Origin of the sequence: Labrenzia sp. 011, assembly GCF_003075075.1 — a bacterium.
In the GTDB taxonomy this organism is placed as follows: Bacteria; Pseudomonadota; Alphaproteobacteria; order Rhizobiales; family Stappiaceae; genus Roseibium.
On record NZ_QCYM01000001.1, the window covers coordinates 489,186 to 508,784 of the forward strand.

The window sequence follows — 19,599 nt, forward strand, 5'->3', positions numbered from 1 at the left end:
TTGTTTCGGGCAACGGGAGGCCTATTTCGGCAGATCTTCATAGAAGCAGTTGCCGAGAGCGGCCTTGCCGAGCTCTTCGAAATAGGCTTCGTCACCGGCTGCGACACGGGCAGCATCGATTTCGGCCGGAACAACCAGGTGGACCATGTCAGCCGTATCGGCAAAGATCTCGACGTCGGCGTTAACGCCGATGGTTGCCAGGACTTCTGCCGGATTCTCGATCAGTTGCGTGCGGCTTTCGGAATTCTGGATGATGTCACCAAGTTTTGCGCCGATTTCGAGGTTCTCGTCGAAAGTTTTTTGGGCGTGCATTTCAGGCCTCCTGAAGTTAAAGGTATGCAGTAACCTAGCTGGTGGCGGGATGGTCACCTGGCTAATCGGAAGAAAGGCAAACCTTGGTAGAGTGGATACATGTTTGATGTAGCTACCGTTGTTTGACTGCTTTCGAGAGCAATGTAAGAACGGTTAACGGACTTTCTCAATAGTGGTCGGCTGAATCTACAGGTGGTACAATTGCAGGGTGAAGGTGCGTATTTTACGGTTAACGTGTCAGGGTTGCTGCGCGATGGGTGAGGGGCCGTCGTTGCCGGTGGGGGCTGAAAAAAGACACGTCGATCTGCCTGGCCAGGTGGTTACGGATCTGGTGAGGGCTGGGCTTCTGGTCGATGACAACGGAACAGGCCAACTGCGTATGGCTCATCCGGGACTGGCCGTCTTTTTGCCTTTGCTGGCGTCTTTCGATGTGAGACTCGTGCCGGTGGTGAATGACGCCTGTCCGGTACGTTTCTGCTCGGGCCTTTTGAAAATACCTTCCGCTGAATCGCCTTCTGACGCCGGCCTGTCAAAAAACATTCCGGCAGGCGGGCAGGGCAGGACACCAGCGGGTGCAGCTATTGGTTGTGTCGGTGAGTTGGCTGAGCGTATAAGCCTTTACTCCCAGGGAAAAAGGGACGCTCGTATTTTTACTGACGACAAATCACAACCAGAGGTAGATTTGCCCCGGATGCTCGGGCTAAGCTGCGATCAGGAGAGAGCGCTTGCCGCCAGGATTGTTTGCCGCGGGACGGCGCAGGGAGAGGGGACTCCCGATTGGTCGGCGATTTCGGGTCGCAAGGTTCTGATCCGCCGTCTCGGGAGTGGTGGTCATGCTGCTGCCGGCGTTCCGTTTCCCAGTATTGGGGTTCTGTTCAATGAAATGGAGCAGGCGGCTGACGGAGTGGTTTCCCTTGCCTCAAGCGCCGGATGCGCAGTCTGGAGCGATCTGGCAGGGGCGCGTGAACGGGCACTGCTCGAGCTTGTCGAGCGGGATGCTGTTGCGCAGGCCTGGTACAACCGTTTGGGGATAACTTCACTGGAAAGCGGCCGCCTGGGTGAAATTCTCCCGGCTTCCTTGTCGGCTTTTTTGTCGGATCGCCACCGTCAATCCGGTCTGTTTGCAGTCGATACGGATCTTGACGCGGTCGTCGTGATGGCCGTTTCCCATGAGCAGGACGGTCGTCGTGCGGCGTTCGGATCCTCGGCCGGTTGGGATCTTGCCACGGCCTGCGAAAGCGCGGTGCAGGAAATGCTTCAGTCGGAATACGCTCTGGAGCTGATGGAAAAGGCTTATTCCGCAGCCGATGCCTCCGGGGAAAAAGCCGGCTCCCTGCCCCGGCAACTGGTGTTCGCCAGGGAACGGTCGATCCTTGAGGAAATGCCTTTGAGAGAAGCGTCCCCGGCTTCTCCGGCGACTTGCGAAAGAACCTTTTGCTATGACGGGCTTCTGCAAAGCTGCATCGAAAAAGGGCTGGAAATCTGGGAATTCGACGCAACCCGCGCGGATGTGAATGTTCCCTGTGTCAAACTTCTGTCTCCGGATCTGTGCAGTTGGGAGCCCCGTTTCGGCAAGCGCAGGCTGTTTGACGGGGTCGTTGACCGGGGCCTTCGCGCGGTGCCGGCAACGGAGGCGGAATTCGCCGCCCGCCCGTTTCCGTTCTGAAAATGTCATGCGATGCAAGGCATTTGCGCACGGACTCAAAGGGTTTGACAGGCACCCTGGCGCACGCTACTAAAAACATGACACTGACACTCATGTATTAGAGTGACGGCCGTCGGGATGATCCTGGGTCATCCAATCTCTGGAAATGACTTTCGGGCGGGGGAGACCCCGCTCTTTTTTTGTCTCGCCGGTCAGCGCAGCGTGGGACGCCCGTCCGCATGGGGGCGCGCAAGGGTCATCACCCAGAAATTGCGCCATTTGCCGGTATTGCGGTTGGTGCGCGCGATGCCGACGCGGGTCACATAGGGATTGAGCAGGTTCTTGTTGTGACCCTCCGACCCCTGCCAGCCGCGAAAGGCGGCCGGAAGGTCCGCGTAGCCCGCACCGAGATTTTCCGCACCCGCGTAATTGGCATATCCGGCCTTGTCGAGACGCTGCGACAGGCCGAAGGCACTGTGGGCCCAGGTGTCCATGCTGTCGCGTTGGGCGATGTGGCGCGCCATCTTCTGGGAGACCGCGTCCAGGGCCGGGTCGTGCTGGAGTGCCGGTAGACCATGCTCCTTGCGATAGGAATTGATCATCGACAGCATCTGCGACTTGTCGACAGGCTGATCCGTGAGAACGGCCTTTTCTTCCAGCTCTCCGCCGCCCGGCAGGGCTCCGCATGCGGCCAGGGCCAAGGCGAGCAGGGCGGACAAGACAAAGGCCGGTGCAAGCTGCCTGTGGAGCGCCGGCATCAGGTTTCATCTCCCGGCCACACAACACCCTCGTCAGCAAAAAAGTCATGCGGGCCGGGAAAGTCTTCCACATAGGCCATGTGAGACACAACGCCGGTGTCCGGGGAATGGAAATGGAGAAAATAGGCTGCCGGCTCGAAGTTGAAATGCGCGGGGCCGTTTTCCCTCAGGTCCAGAACCACCTGGTGTCCCGTGCTTGGTGAAAGGGTCATAATCTTGCCGGCAAAACCGGCGATGATCGGCCGGTGCAAATGACCGCAGAGCAGCCTTTCGACATGATTGTACGGCCCTATGACCTCCGCAAGGGCAGGGGCGTCGGTCAGGCCGATCCTGTCCATATGAGCGATGCCGGAAAGTGCCGGCGGGTGATGAAGAGCGACAAGTGCCGGCTTCGCGCAGTCGCGCAGGGTTGCGTCGAGCCAGGAAAGCTGTTCCTGACCGAGTTCGCCTTCTGGTCGGCCGGGCAGATGGGTATCCAGTGCGATCAGCTGCACATCGCCGATATCGGCCCTGTAGAAGATCTTGCCTTCACTGTTTTCCGAGATTCCGGGAAAATGACCCATCTCCCGGCGCATGTCCGCGCTGCCGTCATGATTGCCGGGAATCATGTAGATCGGCATGTCCAGCCGCGAGAGCAATTCGCGGGCGAGCGCGTATTCGCGCGGGTCGCTCCGGTCGGTCAGGTCGCCGGTGATTACGAGGGCGTCGGGGGTGGAGTTGAGGGCTCTGAGCGACCGCATCGCCCGTTCCGCCAACATGTTGGTATCGGAAACCCGGTAGCACGCGAGCCCTCTCGGGCGGAGGTGCAGGTCCGTCATATGTGCAATTAAAGTCATTGGAAAATCTCGGGGGTCAACGGGTGGTTCAGGTCTGCGGACGATAGCCGAGCAGGCCGGCAAGGCAAGCGGTTGTTTCCCTTTTTGCAAAGCTCATGTAGGAGATGTCTTCGAGTGCCGGGACCGGGGGACAGGCTCTGCGCAGGTATCGGAAACTGGAACAGATGGCTGACAAAAGCGACGATCACAAGATGAACGCACAGGACGGGGCAACCGGGCCCGCAAATGCCGGCGCGGGTTCGGACACCGCGGCCACCGGGCAATCGGCGGCGCAGCAGGATGCCGCCGCCGGGGCCGCTACGGCACTGCGCAAGCCGGTCTGGCTCCGTATATTCGGCCATGACGTGACGGCCCCCTTCCTGCTTCTGCTTCTGTCTCTGGTGCTCTTCGTCCCCGGACAGTGGACCGTGCCTCCCCTCGACCGGGATGAGCCCAGGTTCACCCAGGCGACCAAACAGATGCTGGAGACGGGGGACTATATCGACATCCGTTTCCAGGAAGAGCCGCGTTACAAGAAGCCGGTGGGCATCTACTGGCTGCAGGCCGCCGCCGCGAAACTGACCGGACAGGACGCCGATGCACCGTTGTGGGTCTACCGGCTGCCATCGGTGATCGGCGCCGTGATCAGTGTCCTGGCAAGCTTCTGGATGGCCCGCGCCTTCATGGGGCCGGCGGGGGCCCTTCTGGTCGGTGGTTTCGTGGCCATGGCGATCATTGTTGGCGTCGAGGCCCGTCTGGCGAAGACGGACGCGGTGCTGTTTGCGACGATCGTCATCGCGCAGGGCGCATTGGCGCGAATATGGCTCAAGGATCCGGACAGGCGTCTGTGGGGTCTGGGGTTCCTTTTCTGGACCTCCCTTGCCGCAAGCGTCCTCGTCAAGGGGCCGGTCGGTCCCATGATTGTCGGGCTGACCATCGCGGGGCTGATGATCGTGCGCCGCAAGGTCCGGTGGTTCAAGGCAGCTTCTCCGATTGTTGGCGTCGTCTGGATGCTGCTCCTGATCTCGCCCTGGTTCGTGGCCATATGGATTGCGACCGACGGGGGCTTTTTCACCGAAGCGATCGGCAAGGATCTGCTCGGAAAGGTCGGGCAGGGGCAGGAAGGACACGGTGCACCGCCTCTGACGCATCTGGGTGCCATGTTCGGCGTCTTCTGGCCGCTGCCTGCCTTCTTTCTGGTGGCCCTGCCGCTGATCTGGCGCGAGCGGGCAAGCCCGCTTGTGGTCTTTTCTCTTGCCTGGTTCGTGCCCGGCTGGATCGTGTTCGAACTGGTGTCCACCAAGCTGCCGCATTACACCATGCCGCTTCTGCCGGCTCTGGCGCTTCCCGTCGCCGCTGCAATGCTCGACGGCGCGGGCACACACACGCGAACCTGGATCCGCTGGATTGCGGCCGTGCTGCTGACCCTCCCGGTGATCGGTCTGGCTGTTGCTGCCTTCGCAGGGCCTTTTGCCCTTGGCGTCTGGCCGTCACCGCCCGGAGCGGTTCTCGTGGCCATCGGCGCGATGTTCGCGGTGGCCGCCTCCACCCGCCTGTTGCGCGGCCCGGCGGTTCATGCGCTTCCCGCCGTATCCATGACGGCCATCTGCGTGGCCGTCGGGGTCTGGGGCTTCGTGGGGCCGGCGCTGTCTCCCGTGTGGGTCAGTCCGAGGCTCGTTCAGGCACTTGACGAGATTGCAGGCTGCGCCGACCGGCACAGCCGGCAGGTGGTCACCACCGGCTTCCACGAACCGAGCTTCATCTTTCTGGAGGGAACGGGCACCCGGATCATCTCGCCGAAAGGCGCCGCGGAATTTCTTGAGGACGCCGGACAGTCCGCGCAAGCTGAGTGCCGCGTCGCGGCTGTAGAAAGCCGGGAGGAAACCGCCTTTTTGGCGGCCGCCAAAGAGATTGGTCTTGTGCCGGTGGTCCGAAAAAGGGTAGACGGCCTCAACATCAATGGTGGCGATAAGGTCGATATCGCGCTTTATCAGAACGCCGGTTCGGTCACGGATACACAGGTCGGCAATGACGAGCAGCAGTAATTTTGTCTGGCGGATTCTGGCGCGCATGCGCGGGAATGTGAGACGGGCTGCAATCCTGTTTGCCGGGCGCAAGGAGCGCGCACGCCACAATCGGGATCCGCTGCTGCCCGGTCAGCGGCCGCAGGACATCCTGGCGGTGCTGCTGCTGACCGTCGGCATTGCGGTTGTCGCCTTCGACGCTCCGACTTTTCCCTGGCTGCATTCTCTGCCCGGCGAATACCGCTCCGCCTTCCGGGTCTTTACCGACCTTGGCAAGTCGGACTGGATTCTGGGAACCACGGGGCTGACGTGCCTTGCCCTGCTGGCGGTCGACGCGGGCCGCTATGCCTTCCGGCTGCGCATGACCATCGGCGCCGTCTTCACCTATGCGGCCTTCATCTTCTACTCGGTCGCCGCCACCGGCCTTCTGGCAATCGCCTTCAAGTGGACCCTCGGCCGGGCCCGGCCGAAACTCTATGAGGAAGTCGGCCCGGTCCACTTCGACTTTCTCACATTCGACGGCAGCTACACGAGTTTCCCTTCCGGCCATTCGACCACCGTCGCGGCGCTTGCCACCGCGCTGGCCTTTATCTTTCCCGCCTACCGCTGGTTGATTGTCGTGGCTGCCTTCTGGCTGGCCTTCAGCCGGGTCATGGTTGGTGCTCATTATCCCAGCGACGTCATTGCAGGCACCTTGCTGGGCATGACCTTCACCTTCTTTTCCGTTCGGGCTATGGCGCGCCGGCGGATCGGTTTTCACCTTTCTTCTTCCGGCAAGATAGAGCCCAACATGAACCTCCTGTCCGCAAAGGCCTGCCTGCGCGCTGTCTGGCAGGTCATCCGGGGACAGCGCGGCGTGTACCGGGTTCTCCCGGCGGCGCAAACGGCAGAAGACGCAGAACGGACAGGCTCATGACCCAAAGCTACCTGGAAGGGCTGGCGGCAAACAAGGGATCGCTCGCCGTGACCGTTGTCGTTCCCGCCAAGGACGAGGCGGAAAACCTGCCGATCCTTCTCGATGAAATCGAAACGGCCCTCGAGGGCCGGACCTTTGAAGTCATCGTCATTGATGACGGCTCCTCAGACGGAACGGACATCGTCCTGCAGGATTACGCGGCAACCCATGGCTGGCTGCGGCCGATCCGGCATGAAAGCTCCTGCGGGCAGAGCTGTGCAGTGCGCACCGGACTCCAGCATGCCCGGGGCGATGTTGTCGCGACGATCGACGGCGACGGCGAAAACAACCCGGCCTACATTCCGGCACTTCTCGATGCGCTGGAAGCCGCGGGACCCGCGGTCGCGCTGGCGGCCGGACAAAGGCTCGGCCGCAAGGCCAGTCTCGCCAAGAGATATGCGTCGAAATTCGCCAACAGGATCCGTGGCGCCGTCCTGAAGGACAACACGCGCGACAGCGGCTGCGGCCTGAAGGCCCTGCGTCGGGAAATCTTCCTGCAATTGCCTTATTTCGACAGCTGGCACCGGTTTCTGCCGGCGCTTGTCATCCGGGAAGGCTACGGGGTGACCCATATCGATGTGCAGGACCGTCAGCGGCGGCACGGCACCTCGAAATACGGCATCTTCGACCGGGCGTTTGTCGGAATCGTCGATCTTGCCGGCGTGTGGTGGCTGCGCCGGCGCCGCAAGAAAATTCCGGAAGTCAGGCCGCTGACGTGACGGGCGCGCTAGATAAACCACTGACAGAACGAAAACACTGACAGGACCTCACATGGACGCTCTTATTGAATGGATTCATGCGGTATTCGTCGAGCAATTGAATCTCTGGATCATCCTCGGTTTCATTGCCCAGGCGATGTTCATGATGCGCTTCGTCATTCAGTGGATCGCGTCGGAGCGGGTGGGCCGCTCCATTGTGCCGGTGGCCTTCTGGTTCTTTTCCATCGCCGGCGGGACACTGCTGCTGATCTATTCCATCCAGCGTCAGGATCCGGTGTTCATTGCCGGCCAGGGGCTGGGGTTGCTGATCTATTTCCGGAACCTCTGGCTGATCTTCAAGGAAAAGCGGCAGGATCCGACGATCTGATCCTGCCGTGAATCGTGCCGTCAGCCGAAAGTCCGCTTCAGGGCCTGATCGAGATCGCCGATCAGATCCTGCGGATCTTCCAGGCCGATGTGCAGCCGCACGGATTGCAGATCCTCATCGAGCGGGGTTACCGTGCGCATGCCCTTCAGCCGGACCGGGATCGCCAGGCTCTCGAAGCCGCCCCAGGAATATCCGAGTCCGAACAGATCCAGGGCGTTCAGGAAGGCATAGGCGTCATCCCGGGTTGTTCCTGCCTGGAAATCGAACGCGCACAGACCCGAACTGCCGCTGAAGTCGCGTTTCCAGATCGCATGACCCGGATCGGAGTCAAGGGCCGGATATCGAATCTTCTCGATCCCCGGCTGATCCTTCAGCCAGTCGAGCACGGTCAAGGTGTTCTTCTGGTGCCGCTCGAGCCGTACGGACAGGGTCCGCAATCCGCGCAAGCCGAGGTATACATCGTCGGGGGCGACATGGCTGCCCATGGCGCCGCACAGCCTGTCCAGTTTCTCCCAGGCCCGCTCGCTGGCGGAGATCGTTCCGAGCATCACGTCGGAATGACCGACGATGTATTTGGTGCCCGCCTGAATCGACAGATCGACCCCGAGGGAGATCGGACGGCAATAAATCGGGCTTGCCCAGGTGTTGTCCATCAGGACGGTCGCGCCGATTTCATGCGCGGCCGCGGCAATTGCCGGAACGTCCTGCATCTCGAAGGAAAGTGATCCCGGGGCCTCGGTAAACACCGCGGTGGTTTCCGGGCGGAACAGCTTGCGGATATCGCCCGCGATGAGGGGATCGTAATATTCCACCGTGATCCCGTAGCCCGGAAGCACCGTGTCGGCGAAATTCCGGGTCGGTCCGTAGGCCGTATCGGCAATCAGGATATGGTCGCCGGCTTTCACGCAGGACAGTATGGCGAGTGCTATCGCGTTCAGTCCGGAATTTGCCAGTCTGGTTCCTGCCGCGCCTTCCAACTCCGTAAGAGCTTCCTCCAGGGAGTCCGTGGTCGGGTTGCCGCGTCTGCCGTAGGAATAGGTCTGCTTCCCCGCGACCATTGTTTCGACATCAGGAAAAAGAACGGTCGAGGCGTGAACGACAGGCGGATTGACGAAGCCGTGAAATGTCTCCGGATGCCGGCCGGCATGGGCAATTAGCGTGTCGATCTTGTTATGCGCGTCAGAAGAGTTGTTGTTCATGGTGTCCTGCTTGTTTGGCATGCCTTGCTCCCGCGTCAGGGCCAGGAGCCAAGGCCTGTAGCCGGGAGCGATGATCATGACCGGCCAGAGGCCCCCGATCATCGTTCCTGACTGTCTGTGAACGATAGCGGAACGGGCGGTATCTTCAACCGATGTCGTCTCGTGCCGGGGGAGGAGCCAGGTCGCGGCGCATCCTGCGTCCCGGCCTGTATCACAATTGCGCCATCTTCGGCCGATTGCCACCCATGAAGCTGGAGACAGCAATTTCGGAGCAGAGGCCGGCCGTCGTAGTGCGGGCCTGAGCGGGGCGCGTGCGTGTTCGTTCGGGCGGCGCTTCGGGACGACGCGGCGGTGCGTTTCGCCCGGAGGGGAGCCGAGTTTCAGCCGGTCTGCAAACAACTTAACGGCCTGCCGTGCGGCCCTTTGGGGCGTGTTTCCGGGGGGCTGCGCAAGATCCGGCGACGTGTCGGCTCCGAGTGTTGACTGCAACTTGGGCAGCCTGTGCGGAGAAAGTGACCATGTTCGCCTTTTGTGCATTCGTGCCGGGGCGAATTGACTGTTCGGTCAAGAAATTTGACGAGAATGCGACACCAAGTACTTGACCCGCACCCCCAAATGCCATCGTATGGGATCATTGGGTGGGACCAAAGACGTCTGGAGGAAGTGGCCGGAAAGGCCGCAATCGTCCTCGAAGAATGACGATGAGGACGTCTTCTGATCCGGCCCGATGGAATAAGTATGGGTAACAAATAAAGGCTGCATATCCATGTCGAAAAAATTCCTTCCGCTCGTACTCGGCGCTGCTATGGGAGTCGCCGCAACGACGGCTGCCGGTGCAACGACGCTGGAAGACGTCAAGGCCAAGGGCTTCATTCAGTGTGGCGTGAGCCAGGGCCTGCCGGGTTTTTCCAATCCGGATTCACAGGGTAACTGGACCGGGCTGGACGTTGACCTCTGTCGCGCTATGGCAGCCGCAGTGTTCGGCGATGCCTCCGCTGTGAAATTCACTCCGCTGTCTGCCAAGGAGCGCTTCACCGCTCTGCAGTCCGGCGAAATTGACGTTCTGTCACGCAACACCACCTGGACCATGTCCCGCGACACCCAGTTGGGCCTGAACTTTGCTGGTGTGAACTACTATGACGGACAGGGCTTCATGGTCCGCAAGGATCTTGGCGTCACTTCCGCTCTGGAACTGTCGGGCGCATCTGTCTGCACCAACACCGGCACCACCACCGAGCTGAACGTTGCCGACTACTTCCGTGCCAACAATATGCCGTACGAAATCGTCGCTTTCGAAAAAGCCGACGAAGTTGTCGCTGCATATGATGCCGGTCGTTGCGACGTCTACACCACGGATGCGTCCGGCCTGTACGCACAGCGTCTGAAGCTGACCAACCCGGCCGACCACATGGTTCTGCCGGAAATCATTTCCAAGGAGCCTCTGGGTCCGGTTGTTCGTCAGGGCGACGATGAGTGGTTCAACATCACCAAGTGGACGCTCAACGCGATGCTCAATGCCGAAGAACTCGGTGTGACCTCCGAGAACGTTGACGACATGAAGTCTTCCGACGATCCGTCTGTCAAACGCCTTCTGGGCGTCGAAGGCGCTTTTGGTGAAGCGATCGGCCTGTCCAACGACTGGGCCTATAGCATCGTCAAGAACGTCGGCAACTACGAAGAGTCCTTCAATGCCAACGTTGGTCCGGACACTCCGCTCGGTATCTCCCGTGGCGTGAACGCTCTGTGGAACGACGGCGGCTTCATGTACGCTCCGCCGGTCCGCTAAAATCCTCATTTAATCCGAGGGTTGATGGGGTTCCGGCGGCGCATACCTGCCGGAGCCCCTAATTAATTCCACGCATCAGAATTCGGAACATACCGATACGCGCGTGGGGGACAGACTGTCTCGACCGACAGGGGAAAGCGCAATGCGCTCTGCAGAGACAGGTTCAGGCGTGAAAGAGGAGAGGCTTCGTGCCGGGCTCTTTCCGTATAACTTGGGCGAGGTTCTATGTCAGTAATGGAGCAGGACTCGGCGGGGGCGCCGGCGCGTGCTTCGCTGTTGTACGATCCCAAAGTCCGCAGCATCTTTTACCAGGTGTTACTGGTTGTTGTTGTGGTGGCTCTGGGATATGTCATCGTTTCGAACACGATCACCAACCTGGAACGACAGAATATTGCGTCCGGTTGGGGCTTTCTTGAAAATACGGCCGGCTTCGGCACCAACCAGTCGTTGGTCCAATATTCCGAAACGTCCAGTTACGGCCGGGCTCTTTACGTCGGTTTTCTGAACACTCTGCTTGTTGCGGCAATCGGCATCCTTTTCGCGACGATACTTGGATTCATTATCGGTATTGCTCGATTGTCCAACAACTGGGTGATCAACCGGCTCGCTTATTGCTATGTCGAGCTGGTACGCAACATCCCGCTGCTGCTTCAGATCTTCTTCTGGTATTTCGCAGTGCTGCGGTCCATTCCGGGCAAACGGGACAAATGGTCGATCTTCGACACGGTGCACCTGAACATCGGCGGATTGCGGCTTCCGAAGCCTATCTGGGAACCCGGCGCCGAGTGGATCGGTTATGCCGTGATCATCGGTATCGCCGCATCCTTCTTCGTCGCCCGTTGGGCGCGCAAACGCCAGGAAGATACGGGGCAACAGTTTCCGGTGTTCTGGACCGCGATGGGGCTCATTGTCGGTGTGCCGATCATAACGTACCTGGTTACCGGAATGCCCATGACCCTGGAGCATCCGAACTTCGTCGAAACCGGTCCCATTATGCTTCGGGGCTTTGAGTTGAATGTCGGGATCAACGTGATTCCCGAGTTTCTGGCTCTGACAGCTGCCCTGTCGATCTACACCGCTTCCTTCATTGCCGAGATTGTGCGAGCCGGGATCCAGGCGGTCAATCACGGGCAGACCGAGGCGGCGCACGCGCTCGGCCTGCGCAACGGGCCGACGCTGCGTCTGGTGATCATACCGCAGGCAATGCGCGTGATCATTCCGCCGCTGACCAGCCAGTATCTGAACCTGACGAAGAACTCGTCACTGGCGGTTGCCATTGCCTATCCGGATCTCGTGTCCATGGGCGGCACGGTTCTGAACCAGACCGGTCAGGCGATTGAAATCATCGGAATCTGGATGGCGGTCTATCTGTCGCTCAGTCTGATCACTTCGGCATTCATGAACTGGTACAACCAGCGCATGGCGCTCGTGGAACGGTAAGGAGCGCTTAAATCATGGCAACCACAAAAATGTTCCACATCAGAACCGAAGAGGCGCCGCACCTGGCGGCGCCCCTCTCGACCACCGGCATTATCGGCTGGATGCGGAAGAACCTGTTCTCGTCCATCGGCAACACGGTGCTGACGATCATCGGCATCCTGATTGCCTATTCCCTGATCCAGCCGCTCATTCAGTTCGCATTGATCGACGCGGTCTGGACCGGCGAGAATCGGGAGGCCTGCCTGCCGAAGGACGGGGCTCACAGCGGTGCCTGCTGGGCCTATGTGAAGGCTTACTTCCCGCAGTTCATCTACGGGCGGTATCCGAGTGAAGAAGTGTACAGGGTCAATATCGTCTACGCCCTGTTCCTGATGCTTCTGGTGCCTCTGGCAATCCCGGGCGTCCCGTTCAAGCGTCTGAATGCCTTGCTGTTCCTCATCGTCTTTCCGATCGTCGCCTACTTCCTGCTGACCGGCCTGGTCATCGGGGACAAGGTTGTGCTTCCGATCGTGGAAACGGCCGTCTGGGGCGGGCTCCTGGTGACCCTGGTGATCGCCGTGACAGGCATCGTCGCGTCTCTGCCGCTCGGTATCGCCCTGGCGCTCGGGCGCAGGTCGAAAATGCCGATCATCAGGATGGTGTCGATCATCTTCATCGAATTCTGGCGGGGGGTGCCGCTGATCACCGTCCTGTTCATGTCTTCGGTGATGCTGCCGCTGTTCCTGCCCGAAGGGGTCACTTTCGACAAGCTGCTGCGCGTGCTCATTGGTGTGACGCTGTTCTCCGCCGCCTATATGGCGGAGGTGGTTCGCGGCGGGCTTCAGGCGATTCCGAAGGGACAGTATGAAGGCGCAATGGCTCTCGGGCTGCGCTTCTGGCCGATGATGTATCTCATTGTCCTGCCTCAAGCGCTGAAGCTTGTCATCCCGGGCATCGTCAACACCTTCATCGGTCTGTTCAAGGATACGACCCTGGTGCTGATCGTCGGCATGTTCGATCTGCTCGGCCAGATCCAGTCCTCCTTCACGGATCCGACCTGGTCGACGCCAAGCACGGGCCACACAGGCTATCTCTTTGCGGCGATGGTGTTCTGGTGCTTCTGCTTCGGCATGTCGCGCTATTCCATTTTCATGGAGAACAAGCTGCATACCGGACACAAACGCTAGCAAATCCGTATTCGGGGCGCGCGAACATGCGCTGCGCCCCGACCCCGAGACACTCTTGGAGTAGACATCATGACAAACAACGCAGTTCGCGACGAGGAACTCGCAGCCGACCGCTCGAAAATGACGATTTCCGATACGGATGTGGCGATCGAAATCAAGAACATGAACAAGTGGTACGGCGATTTTCACGTTCTGCGCGACATCAACCTGAAAGTGATGCGCGGCGAACGGATCGTCATCTGCGGCCCTTCCGGGTCCGGAAAGTCCACAATGATCCGCTGTATAAACCGGCTTGAAGAGCATCAGGCCGGCGAAATTCTCGTGGATGGCATCGAACTCACGGACGATCTGAAAAAGATCGATGAAATCCGGCGCGAAGTCGGCATGTGTTTTCAGCATTTCAACCTGTTTCCGCATCTCACCATTCTGGAAAACTGCACGCTGGCGCCGATCTGGGTCCGCAAGATGCCCAAGCGGGAAGCCGAGGAAATCGCGATGCACTATCTGGAGCGCGTGAAGATCCCCGAGCAGGCAGCGAAATACCCCGGTCAGCTTTCCGGCGGTCAGCAGCAGCGTGTGGCGATTGCCCGGTCGCTCTGCATGAACCCGAAGATCATGCTGTTCGACGAACCCACGTCGGCGCTAGATCCGGAAATGATCAAGGAAGTTCTCGACGTCATGGTCGGCCTTGCGGAAGAGGGCATGACCATGCTGTGCGTCACTCACGAAATGGGCTTTGCCCGCAAGGTTGCGAACCGGGTCATCTTCATGGATGCGGGCCAGATCGTTGAAGAGAACGAACCGGAAGAGTTCTTCACCAATCCGCAGCATGAGCGCACACAATTGTTCCTCAGCCAGATCCTGCATCACTGACGGTAGCTGGGAAACAGGATGCGGACAGAGGTCGCATCGGTTTTCCTTCTTCACCGCGTACCGGGCCCTGGAGCAGATGCTCCAGGGCCTTTCTTTTGGTTCTCTGGTATTTTCGAAGTGCGGCACATGCGGTGCTTGAAGCCTCATGCTTGCCATCTGGCGGTGAACCGGTTCCGGCGAGACTGCCCTCGCAGTTGAGCGAGTATGTACCTGAGGAGACGAACTTGTCGTGCAGGCCGGGAGCTGGTGCTGAGCGGTCTCGCCAGCATGGGTAGAAGCACCAGATCGTTTTCTCGCGCGGGCTTTAAAACATCCGTAAAAATAGATGGTTTGAAGGTGGCCGTTAAAGATTTGTTGAATGTTGGGGGGCGAGTTAGGGAGAAGTCTCAAACGGTAGGTCACCATGCACGACAGCGATATCGATTTTCAGTCCCGATTGGCGTTCATCCAGATTGATCAGCAGGCCATTGCCTCGCTCAGAGAGCTTTGGCCGATCGTCGAGCCGGCTCTGGACGGTCTGCTGCAAGGGTTCTATGCGCATGTCATGACGCAGCCTGAGTTGGCATCAATGATTGGCGCCCGGTCACCGCAGCTCATCTCGGCACAGAAGACCCATTGGGAAAAGTTGTTCACCGGCGGCTTTGATAAGTCCTATCTGGAAAGCATCAACAGAATCGGCCATGTACACTGCCGCATCGGTCTCGAGCCGCGTTGGTATATCGCCGGTTACAGCTATGTGCTCACCCGGCTCCAGAACATTATCATTCGCAAGTACAGACTGTCGTTCAGGGATCTGGGGCAGGCGCTCGATCATGTCACGTCAGCCGTTCTGCTGGACATGGATCTGGCGATCTCCACATACCAGGACAGACTTCTGCAGGAACGTGCCGAACAGACCGAGCGTCTCAATCGATTGATCGAACGGTTCGAGGCACAGGTCGAACAGCCTCTGCTGGACGTGGACGAGGATGCGCGCGCCATGGCCGCGGAAGCCGGTCAGTTGATGGACGTCTCCAAATCCGCGCAGGAACAGGTCTCGGTTGCGGAGGCCGTTTCCAAGGATTCCAGCGGAAGCGTACAGACCGTGGCATCGGCCGCGGAGGAACTGTCGATTTCCATCCAGGAAATCGCCAAGCAGATCTCGAATGCCTCCAGGACAGCGAGTGAAGCAGCCGACAATACGGAGCGCTCCAGCGAGCAGGTTTCAAGTCTGGCCGGCGCTGCCCAGAAGATCGGTGATGTGGTCGGATTGATCCAGGCCATCGCCGAACAGACGAATCTGCTCGCCCTCAATGCCACCATCGAGGCGGCCCGCGCCGGGGATGCCGGCAAAGGGTTTGCCGTCGTTGCCAGCGAGGTCAAGACCCTAGCGGAGCAAACGGCCAGGGCGACAGAGGACATCAGTCAGCAGGTCAACGAAATCCAGCAGTCGACAGATGGTGCGGTTACATCCATTCAGGCGATTTCCGAGGTGGTCAATCGCCTCGATGAAATGACGGCGACCATTGCGGCGGCCGTGGAAGAACAGGGCGCTGCAACCCAGGAAATTTCGATGAGCGTTCAGACCGTTGCTGCCGGCGCCGATACTCTGGATGAAAATATCGGTGGCGTGGGCGGCGCGATCGAGTCGACCGGCCGGGTTGCAGAGAACTTCCTATCGGCCGCAAACCGGATGACCGATAGCGCCAATGCGATTTCATCTGAAATCCGGACCTTTTTTGACACGCTCAAGACCGGCTCCTGAAGGCCCGCGGGTCAGGCCGGGCCGGTCACTACATCCGTATCGTCCCGGCTGCCCCATTCCGCCCATGAGCCGTCATAGAGCGCGAGATCGCGCACGCCCACAATGGTGAGCGCCAGGGTGAGGATGGCGGCGGTAACGCCGGAGCCGCAGGTTGTCGTGATCGGCTTTTTCAGATCGATCCCGGCTTTCACGAAAGCTGCCTCAAGGTCTTCCTTCGGGCGGAAGGTTCCATCTTCATTGAGAAGTTCCGTAAATGGCAGGTTCAGCGAACCCGGTATGTGACCGGCGCGCAACCCGGCCCGTGGCTCCGGGGCGGTGCCGGCGAAACGGGCGGACGATCTTGCATCGAGGATCTGTCTGGAACCGTTGCTGCTGACAGAGCGTATATGGTCGATGTCCGCCACCGCGCCATGGTCGATACGGGCGGTAAAGTGGCTGGGCACGCGCAACGGTTTCGTGTCTTCCACCGGCCGGTCTTCGGCCTGCCACTTCGGCAGACCGCCATCGAGAACATAGACCCGCTCGACTCTCATGCTGCGAAATGTCCACCAGACGCGTGCCGAGGAATAGAGTCCGAAATCGTCATAGACCACGAGAGTCTGCCCGTCACCGATGCCGAGTTTTCGCATGGCGGAGGAAAAAACATGCGGAGCCGGGAGCATATGCGGCAGGTCGGTATCCTTGTCGCAGATCTCGTTGACATCGAAAAACACGGCGCCGGGGATATGCGCATTCGGATAGACCGGACGTGCATCGGGTGTCGTTACCGGCGGCATCCATGCATTGATCACGGCCAGATCGGGAGACGACAGGTGATCGGCCAGCCATTGGGTGGTTACGAGCGGGTGGTCGGTCATTCTGTCTCCTCAGGTTTCATAAAGTTCCCAGGACTTGTGCCAGTCTTCGATGGACTTGTCCGGATAGCGCTGAAAGTGAACATGTCCGGGCCCTTCCGGTACCTCGACCCAGTCCGCCTTGAACTCAAGCATGATATGGACGGTCTCTGGCGGCGTTGGCAAGGGGGAATCGATCGCTCCGGCGTGGGGATGGATCAGGTCAGGCCAGCGTGGATCCCGGAGCCAGAGGTGGCTGCCGCAACGGGCGCAGAAGTGCCGTTCCGCCGGGCTGGTCTGTCCGTTGATAGTGGCATTGTAGACCGCCGTTGCGCCGTCTTCCACGATCACGAGGCTGTCAGCGGCTGCCATGAGGTTGATGGCATATCCCGCGCTGCCCGCAGTCTTCCTGCAGACGGTACAGTAGCAGCGCATGTAGGGGTAGGGAGTCCGGCTCTCCATCTCGAATTTCACGGCGCCACACCGGCAACTTCCTGAAAGTTTCATGTCCCCCCGCCACTTCCTTTTGTATCCGGCCGAGCCCTGACCGCTCCTCGGACATGTCCGATTCTGCGCGTTTCCCGCATGGCATGCGCCCCGGGGAAAGGCTTTAATCCGTCAGACGAATACGGACACGCCTGTTCTGCTTGCCCTTCTTTTCGATCTTGCCCAGCGCAAGTGCACCGATTTCGGACGTTCTGGAAACATGGGTTCCGCCACAGGGCTGCAGGTCCACGTCACCCCCGATACGCACCAGCCGGACCCGTCCGGACCCGCGCGGCGGCTTGACGGCCATGGTCTTGACGAGCCCCGGATTGGCGTCGAGTTCTTCGTCCGTGATCCATTCCGTGGTGACCTCATGATCGCCGCCGGCAAGACCGTTGATCTTTTCGAGAAGTTTCTCCTTGTCGATGGTTTCTTCCCCCATGTCGAAGTCGAGCCGCCCTTCCGGATCGCCGATCTGGCCACCGGTGACCGGAAAGGGCAATGCTACCGAAAGAAGATGCAGGGCGGTGTGCATGCGCATCATCCGGTAACGACGCGCCCAGTCGATATGGGCGGTCAGCTTCATGCCCGGTGCAGGCAGAGCCTGCCCCTCCGACGGCACATGGACAACAGTCCGCTTGTCTTCGTCATAAACTGCCGTGGCGATCGTGATCCGGTTGCCGTCTTCCAGTTCCAGATAGCCGCTGTCGCCGGGCTGGCCACCGCCGGTGGCATAGAAGACTGTTCTGTCCAGCAGAACCCCGCCACGCTCGTTCACGCCCACCACTTCCGCTTCACAGGTCCGCAGATAGGCATCGTCGCGAAACAGCGGTGTCGTCATGAGAAACTCCTTTGGATCATTCATACGGAAAAAGATCAGATCGAAGCGGTTCTGGCAATCGTCCCATGACGCGCCGGGAGTACTGCCCGGCAACGCAAGTTCTGGGTCTAGAGAATTGGGGAAAGAAGCCGTGCGCCCTGGGCCAGCACGCGAAAGACATAACTGCGGGACTGGAAGGCGTCCGGCCAGGTGAGCCTGGCACTCTTGAAATCGGTCTCCAGCATGGCCTCCACATTGCGGATCATGCGTTCATGAGTGAACCACAGGGTCAGTTCAAAGTTGATCTGGAAGGAGCGGTTGTCGAAGTTCACCGTACCGACCGATACGAGGTCGTCATCCAGAAGCGTGACCTTCTGGTGCAGAAAGCCGTCCGTATAGCGGTAGACCTTCACGCCCCGCTGGACCAGCGTGTCTTCGTAGGCGTGACTGGCGAGCCAGACCGTCCAGTGATCGCGTTTTTCGGGCAGCAGAATACGCACGTCGACACCGCGCATCGCGGCTGCGCAAAGGGCTGTCTGTACATCCAGGGACGGGACGAGGTAGGGGGTCGTGATCCAGAAGCGTTTTTTCGCTCGGGCAGCCGCCTCGACAAAGGCGATCGCACATTCCTCCAGCTTGTCGGCAGGTCCGGTGGGCATCACCAGCACGGATTCATCGCCGGGCATCGGCAGGTCGGTCACCGGTGGCAGTTCGATCCGTTCGCCGCTTGCCCACAGCCAGTCCTCGACAAAGGACAGCGCACAACCGACAGCGGCCGGCCCTTCCACCTTCACATGGGTGTCGCGCCACCGGCCGAACCACTTGTTGCGGCCGACATACTGATCGGCAACATTGTGGCCGCCAACGAAAGCCGTGCGGTAATCCGTGATCACCAATTTGCGGTGATTGCGGTAATTGAGCCGCATCGGTCCCAGCAGGCGAAGGAATTTGTGGTTTTCATTGAAGCCGCAGACGTCGATGCCTGCGGCGCGCAAACGATTGAGATAGGCACGGGACAGCGAGTGGCTGCCGACGTCGTCATAAAGGAAATAGACGCGCACGCCCTTTCGGGCACTTGCGATCAGCGCGTCGGCCATTTCCCGGCCAAGCGCATCCTCATGCACGGCAAAGAACTGGAAGAAAACCACCTTCCGCGCCGCTGCGATGGCCTCCTTGATGGCGGAGAACGTTGCGTCTCCGTCGATCAGCAGCTCGGCCTTGTTGCCGGCCAGGAAGGGGACACCCGCCACGCGAGACAGGACCGGCCAGTCGCGGGTTTCCTCATGGTCCGTGAGGCCGAGCTCGTCCGCCCGACGCGCTCGTTCCGCGCGGCCCAGAGTGGCCTGGATCCTTGAGTAATCCGAAAACGAGCGCCAGCCGAAGATGAAATACAGCGGCACGGTGATATAGGGCAGGAAGAACAGGGACAAGAGCCAGGCGACCGATCCCTGCGAGGTGCGCGAATTCATCACCTCACGGACCGCGCAGATACAGGCGGTGACATACATGATCGCGACGAAGGCCGCGACCAGGCCGAGGTTTTGCGCCATGACGTCGAGGAGGTCGACGTCCTGCACCGTGTCTCTGACAACGGTTTCTACAGCCGTTCCACCCTGTATGAGGACGTGATCAGCAGGATCCATGTGGGCTCCGTTCG

At 59.9% G+C, this 19,599-nt stretch carries 18 protein-coding genes; 10 read left to right on the top strand and 8 right to left on the bottom strand.

What is annotated here, in order from left to right:
- Positions 1 to 21: 21 nt before the first annotated feature.
- Positions 22 to 312: a hypothetical protein gene (locus tag DCO57_RS02125; RefSeq protein WP_116697174.1), complete on the bottom strand. Its 291-nt coding sequence runs from the start codon at positions 310 to 312 to the stop codon at positions 22 to 24.
- A 277-nt stretch (positions 313 to 589) separates the two neighbouring features.
- Here DCO57_RS02125 and DCO57_RS02130 point away from each other — a divergent pair, with 277 nt between their 5' ends.
- Positions 590 to 1,978: a YcaO-like family protein gene (locus DCO57_RS02130; RefSeq protein ID WP_165814603.1), complete on the top strand. Its 1,389-nt coding sequence runs from the start codon at positions 590 to 592 to the stop codon at positions 1,976 to 1,978.
- Positions 1,979 to 2,169: 191 nt separating this feature from the next.
- Here DCO57_RS02130 and DCO57_RS02135 read toward each other — a convergent pair whose 3' ends face one another.
- Entirely contained in the window at positions 2,170 to 2,715 is a 546-nt protein-coding gene (locus DCO57_RS02135) for a CAP domain-containing protein (protein ID WP_116697176.1), read from the bottom strand.
- Positions 2,715 to 3,551 (bottom strand): phosphodiesterase, encoded by an 837-nt coding sequence (locus tag DCO57_RS02140; RefSeq protein WP_116697177.1) that lies wholly within the window; start codon positions 3,549 to 3,551, stop codon positions 2,715 to 2,717. Before DCO57_RS02140 ends, DCO57_RS02135 begins: the two co-directional genes overlap by 1 nt.
- 164 nt (positions 3,552 to 3,715) lie before the next feature.
- Here DCO57_RS02140 and DCO57_RS02145 point away from each other — a divergent pair, with 164 nt between their 5' ends.
- From DCO57_RS02145 to DCO57_RS02160, 4 genes are read left to right on the top strand one after another with little or no spacing between them, the layout of a single operon-like run.
- Complete coding sequence (locus DCO57_RS02145) at positions 3,716 to 5,575, top strand: glycosyltransferase family 39 protein (RefSeq protein ID WP_208977741.1); 1,860 nt, start codon at positions 3,716 to 3,718, stop codon at positions 5,573 to 5,575.
- The gene (locus DCO57_RS02150; RefSeq protein ID WP_116697178.1) at positions 5,559 to 6,470 is read left to right on the top strand and encodes a phosphatase PAP2 family protein; all 912 of its coding nucleotides are present in this window, start codon (positions 5,559 to 5,561) and stop codon (positions 6,468 to 6,470) included. The genes DCO57_RS02145 and DCO57_RS02150 overlap by 17 nt, the downstream gene beginning before the upstream one ends.
- Entirely contained in the window at positions 6,467 to 7,228 is a 762-nt protein-coding gene (locus DCO57_RS02155) for a glycosyltransferase family 2 protein (RefSeq protein WP_116697179.1), read from the top strand. Before DCO57_RS02150 ends, DCO57_RS02155 begins: the two co-directional genes overlap by 4 nt.
- A gap of 52 nt (positions 7,229 to 7,280) precedes the next feature.
- Positions 7,281 to 7,595, top strand: coding sequence for a lipid-A-disaccharide synthase N-terminal domain-containing protein (locus tag DCO57_RS02160; protein ID WP_116697180.1), 315 nt, complete (start codon positions 7,281 to 7,283; stop codon positions 7,593 to 7,595).
- A 20-nt stretch (positions 7,596 to 7,615) separates the two neighbouring features.
- Here DCO57_RS02160 and metC read toward each other — a convergent pair whose 3' ends face one another.
- Positions 7,616 to 8,815, bottom strand: a complete 1,200-nt coding sequence (gene metC, locus DCO57_RS02165; protein ID WP_244287855.1) for a cystathionine beta-lyase — start codon at positions 8,813 to 8,815, stop codon at positions 7,616 to 7,618.
- 745 nt (positions 8,816 to 9,560) lie between these two features.
- Between metC and DCO57_RS02170 the strand changes: the two genes are divergently transcribed.
- The 5 genes from DCO57_RS02170 to DCO57_RS02190 all read left to right on the top strand — a co-directional run bounded on the left by DCO57_RS02170 (position 9,561) and on the right by DCO57_RS02190 (position 15,803).
- The gene (locus DCO57_RS02170; protein WP_116697181.1) at positions 9,561 to 10,580 is read left to right on the top strand and encodes an amino acid ABC transporter substrate-binding protein; all 1,020 of its coding nucleotides are present in this window, start codon (positions 9,561 to 9,563) and stop codon (positions 10,578 to 10,580) included.
- 225 nt (positions 10,581 to 10,805) lie between these two features.
- Positions 10,806 to 12,020, top strand: coding sequence for an amino acid ABC transporter permease (locus DCO57_RS02175; protein ID WP_165814604.1), 1,215 nt, complete (start codon positions 10,806 to 10,808; stop codon positions 12,018 to 12,020).
- 29 nt (positions 12,021 to 12,049) lie between these two features.
- Positions 12,050 to 13,186, top strand: coding sequence for an amino acid ABC transporter permease (locus DCO57_RS02180; RefSeq protein ID WP_244287866.1), 1,137 nt, complete (start codon positions 12,050 to 12,052; stop codon positions 13,184 to 13,186).
- A 69-nt stretch (positions 13,187 to 13,255) separates the two neighbouring features.
- Entirely contained in the window at positions 13,256 to 14,059 is an 804-nt protein-coding gene (locus DCO57_RS02185) for an amino acid ABC transporter ATP-binding protein (protein WP_116697184.1), read from the top strand.
- A 403-nt stretch (positions 14,060 to 14,462) separates the two neighbouring features.
- Positions 14,463 to 15,803: a globin-coupled sensor protein gene (locus tag DCO57_RS02190; RefSeq protein ID WP_116697185.1), complete on the top strand. Its 1,341-nt coding sequence runs from the start codon at positions 14,463 to 14,465 to the stop codon at positions 15,801 to 15,803.
- A gap of 11 nt (positions 15,804 to 15,814) precedes the next feature.
- Here DCO57_RS02190 and sseA read toward each other — a convergent pair whose 3' ends face one another.
- From sseA to cls, 4 genes are all read right to left on the bottom strand, one after another.
- Positions 15,815 to 16,660 (bottom strand): 3-mercaptopyruvate sulfurtransferase, encoded by an 846-nt coding sequence (gene sseA / locus DCO57_RS02195; RefSeq protein WP_116697186.1) that lies wholly within the window; start codon positions 16,658 to 16,660, stop codon positions 15,815 to 15,817.
- A 9-nt stretch (positions 16,661 to 16,669) separates the two neighbouring features.
- Positions 16,670 to 17,143: a GFA family protein gene (locus tag DCO57_RS02200; protein WP_116697187.1), complete on the bottom strand. Its 474-nt coding sequence runs from the start codon at positions 17,141 to 17,143 to the stop codon at positions 16,670 to 16,672.
- Between the two features lie 103 nt (positions 17,144 to 17,246).
- Complete coding sequence (locus tag DCO57_RS02205; RefSeq protein ID WP_116697354.1) at positions 17,247 to 17,963, bottom strand: alanyl-tRNA editing protein; 717 nt, start codon at positions 17,961 to 17,963, stop codon at positions 17,247 to 17,249.
- 107 nt (positions 17,964 to 18,070) lie between these two features.
- Positions 18,071 to 19,585: a cardiolipin synthase gene (gene cls / locus DCO57_RS02210; RefSeq protein ID WP_116697188.1), complete on the bottom strand. Its 1,515-nt coding sequence runs from the start codon at positions 19,583 to 19,585 to the stop codon at positions 18,071 to 18,073.
- Between the last annotated feature and the right edge of the window lie 14 nt (positions 19,586 to 19,599).

What these genes read in the sequence shown, in the direction of transcription:
- DCO57_RS02200 (WP_116697187.1), bottom strand. Translation starts at nt 17,143, where the DNA reads ATGAAACTTTCAGGAAGTTGCCGGTGTGGCGCCGTGAAATTCGAGATG.
- DCO57_RS02125 (WP_116697174.1), bottom strand. Translation starts at nt 312, where the DNA reads ATGCACGCCCAAAAAACTTTCGACGAGAACCTCGAAATCGGCGCAAAA.
- metC (WP_244287855.1), bottom strand. Translation starts at nt 8,815, where the DNA reads ATGCCAAACAAGCAGGACACCATGAACAACAACTCTTCTGACGCGCAT.
- DCO57_RS02205 (WP_116697354.1), bottom strand. Translation starts at nt 17,963, where the DNA reads ATGACGACACCGCTGTTTCGCGACGATGCCTATCTGCGGACCTGTGAA.
- DCO57_RS02155 (WP_116697179.1), top strand. Translation starts at nt 6,467, where the DNA reads ATGACCCAAAGCTACCTGGAAGGGCTGGCGGCAAACAAGGGATCGCTC.
- DCO57_RS02180 (WP_244287866.1), top strand. Translation starts at nt 12,050, where the DNA reads ATGTTCCACATCAGAACCGAAGAGGCGCCGCACCTGGCGGCGCCCCTC.
- DCO57_RS02140 (WP_116697177.1), bottom strand. Translation starts at nt 3,551, where the DNA reads ATGACTTTAATTGCACATATGACGGACCTGCACCTCCGCCCGAGAGGG.
- DCO57_RS02190 (WP_116697185.1), top strand. Translation starts at nt 14,463, where the DNA reads ATGCACGACAGCGATATCGATTTTCAGTCCCGATTGGCGTTCATCCAG.
- DCO57_RS02185 (WP_116697184.1), top strand. Translation starts at nt 13,256, where the DNA reads ATGACAAACAACGCAGTTCGCGACGAGGAACTCGCAGCCGACCGCTCG.
- DCO57_RS02170 (WP_116697181.1), top strand. Translation starts at nt 9,561, where the DNA reads ATGTCGAAAAAATTCCTTCCGCTCGTACTCGGCGCTGCTATGGGAGTC.
- cls (WP_116697188.1), bottom strand. Translation starts at nt 19,585, where the DNA reads ATGGATCCTGCTGATCACGTCCTCATACAGGGTGGAACGGCTGTAGAA.
- DCO57_RS02175 (WP_165814604.1), top strand. Translation starts at nt 10,806, where the DNA reads ATGTCAGTAATGGAGCAGGACTCGGCGGGGGCGCCGGCGCGTGCTTCG.
- DCO57_RS02160 (WP_116697180.1), top strand. Translation starts at nt 7,281, where the DNA reads ATGGACGCTCTTATTGAATGGATTCATGCGGTATTCGTCGAGCAATTG.
- DCO57_RS02135 (WP_116697176.1), bottom strand. Translation starts at nt 2,715, where the DNA reads ATGCCGGCGCTCCACAGGCAGCTTGCACCGGCCTTTGTCTTGTCCGCC.
- sseA (WP_116697186.1), bottom strand. Translation starts at nt 16,660, where the DNA reads ATGACCGACCACCCGCTCGTAACCACCCAATGGCTGGCCGATCACCTG.
- DCO57_RS02150 (WP_116697178.1), top strand. Translation starts at nt 5,559, where the DNA reads ATGACGAGCAGCAGTAATTTTGTCTGGCGGATTCTGGCGCGCATGCGC.
- DCO57_RS02145 (WP_208977741.1), top strand. Translation starts at nt 3,716, where the DNA reads ATGGCTGACAAAAGCGACGATCACAAGATGAACGCACAGGACGGGGCA.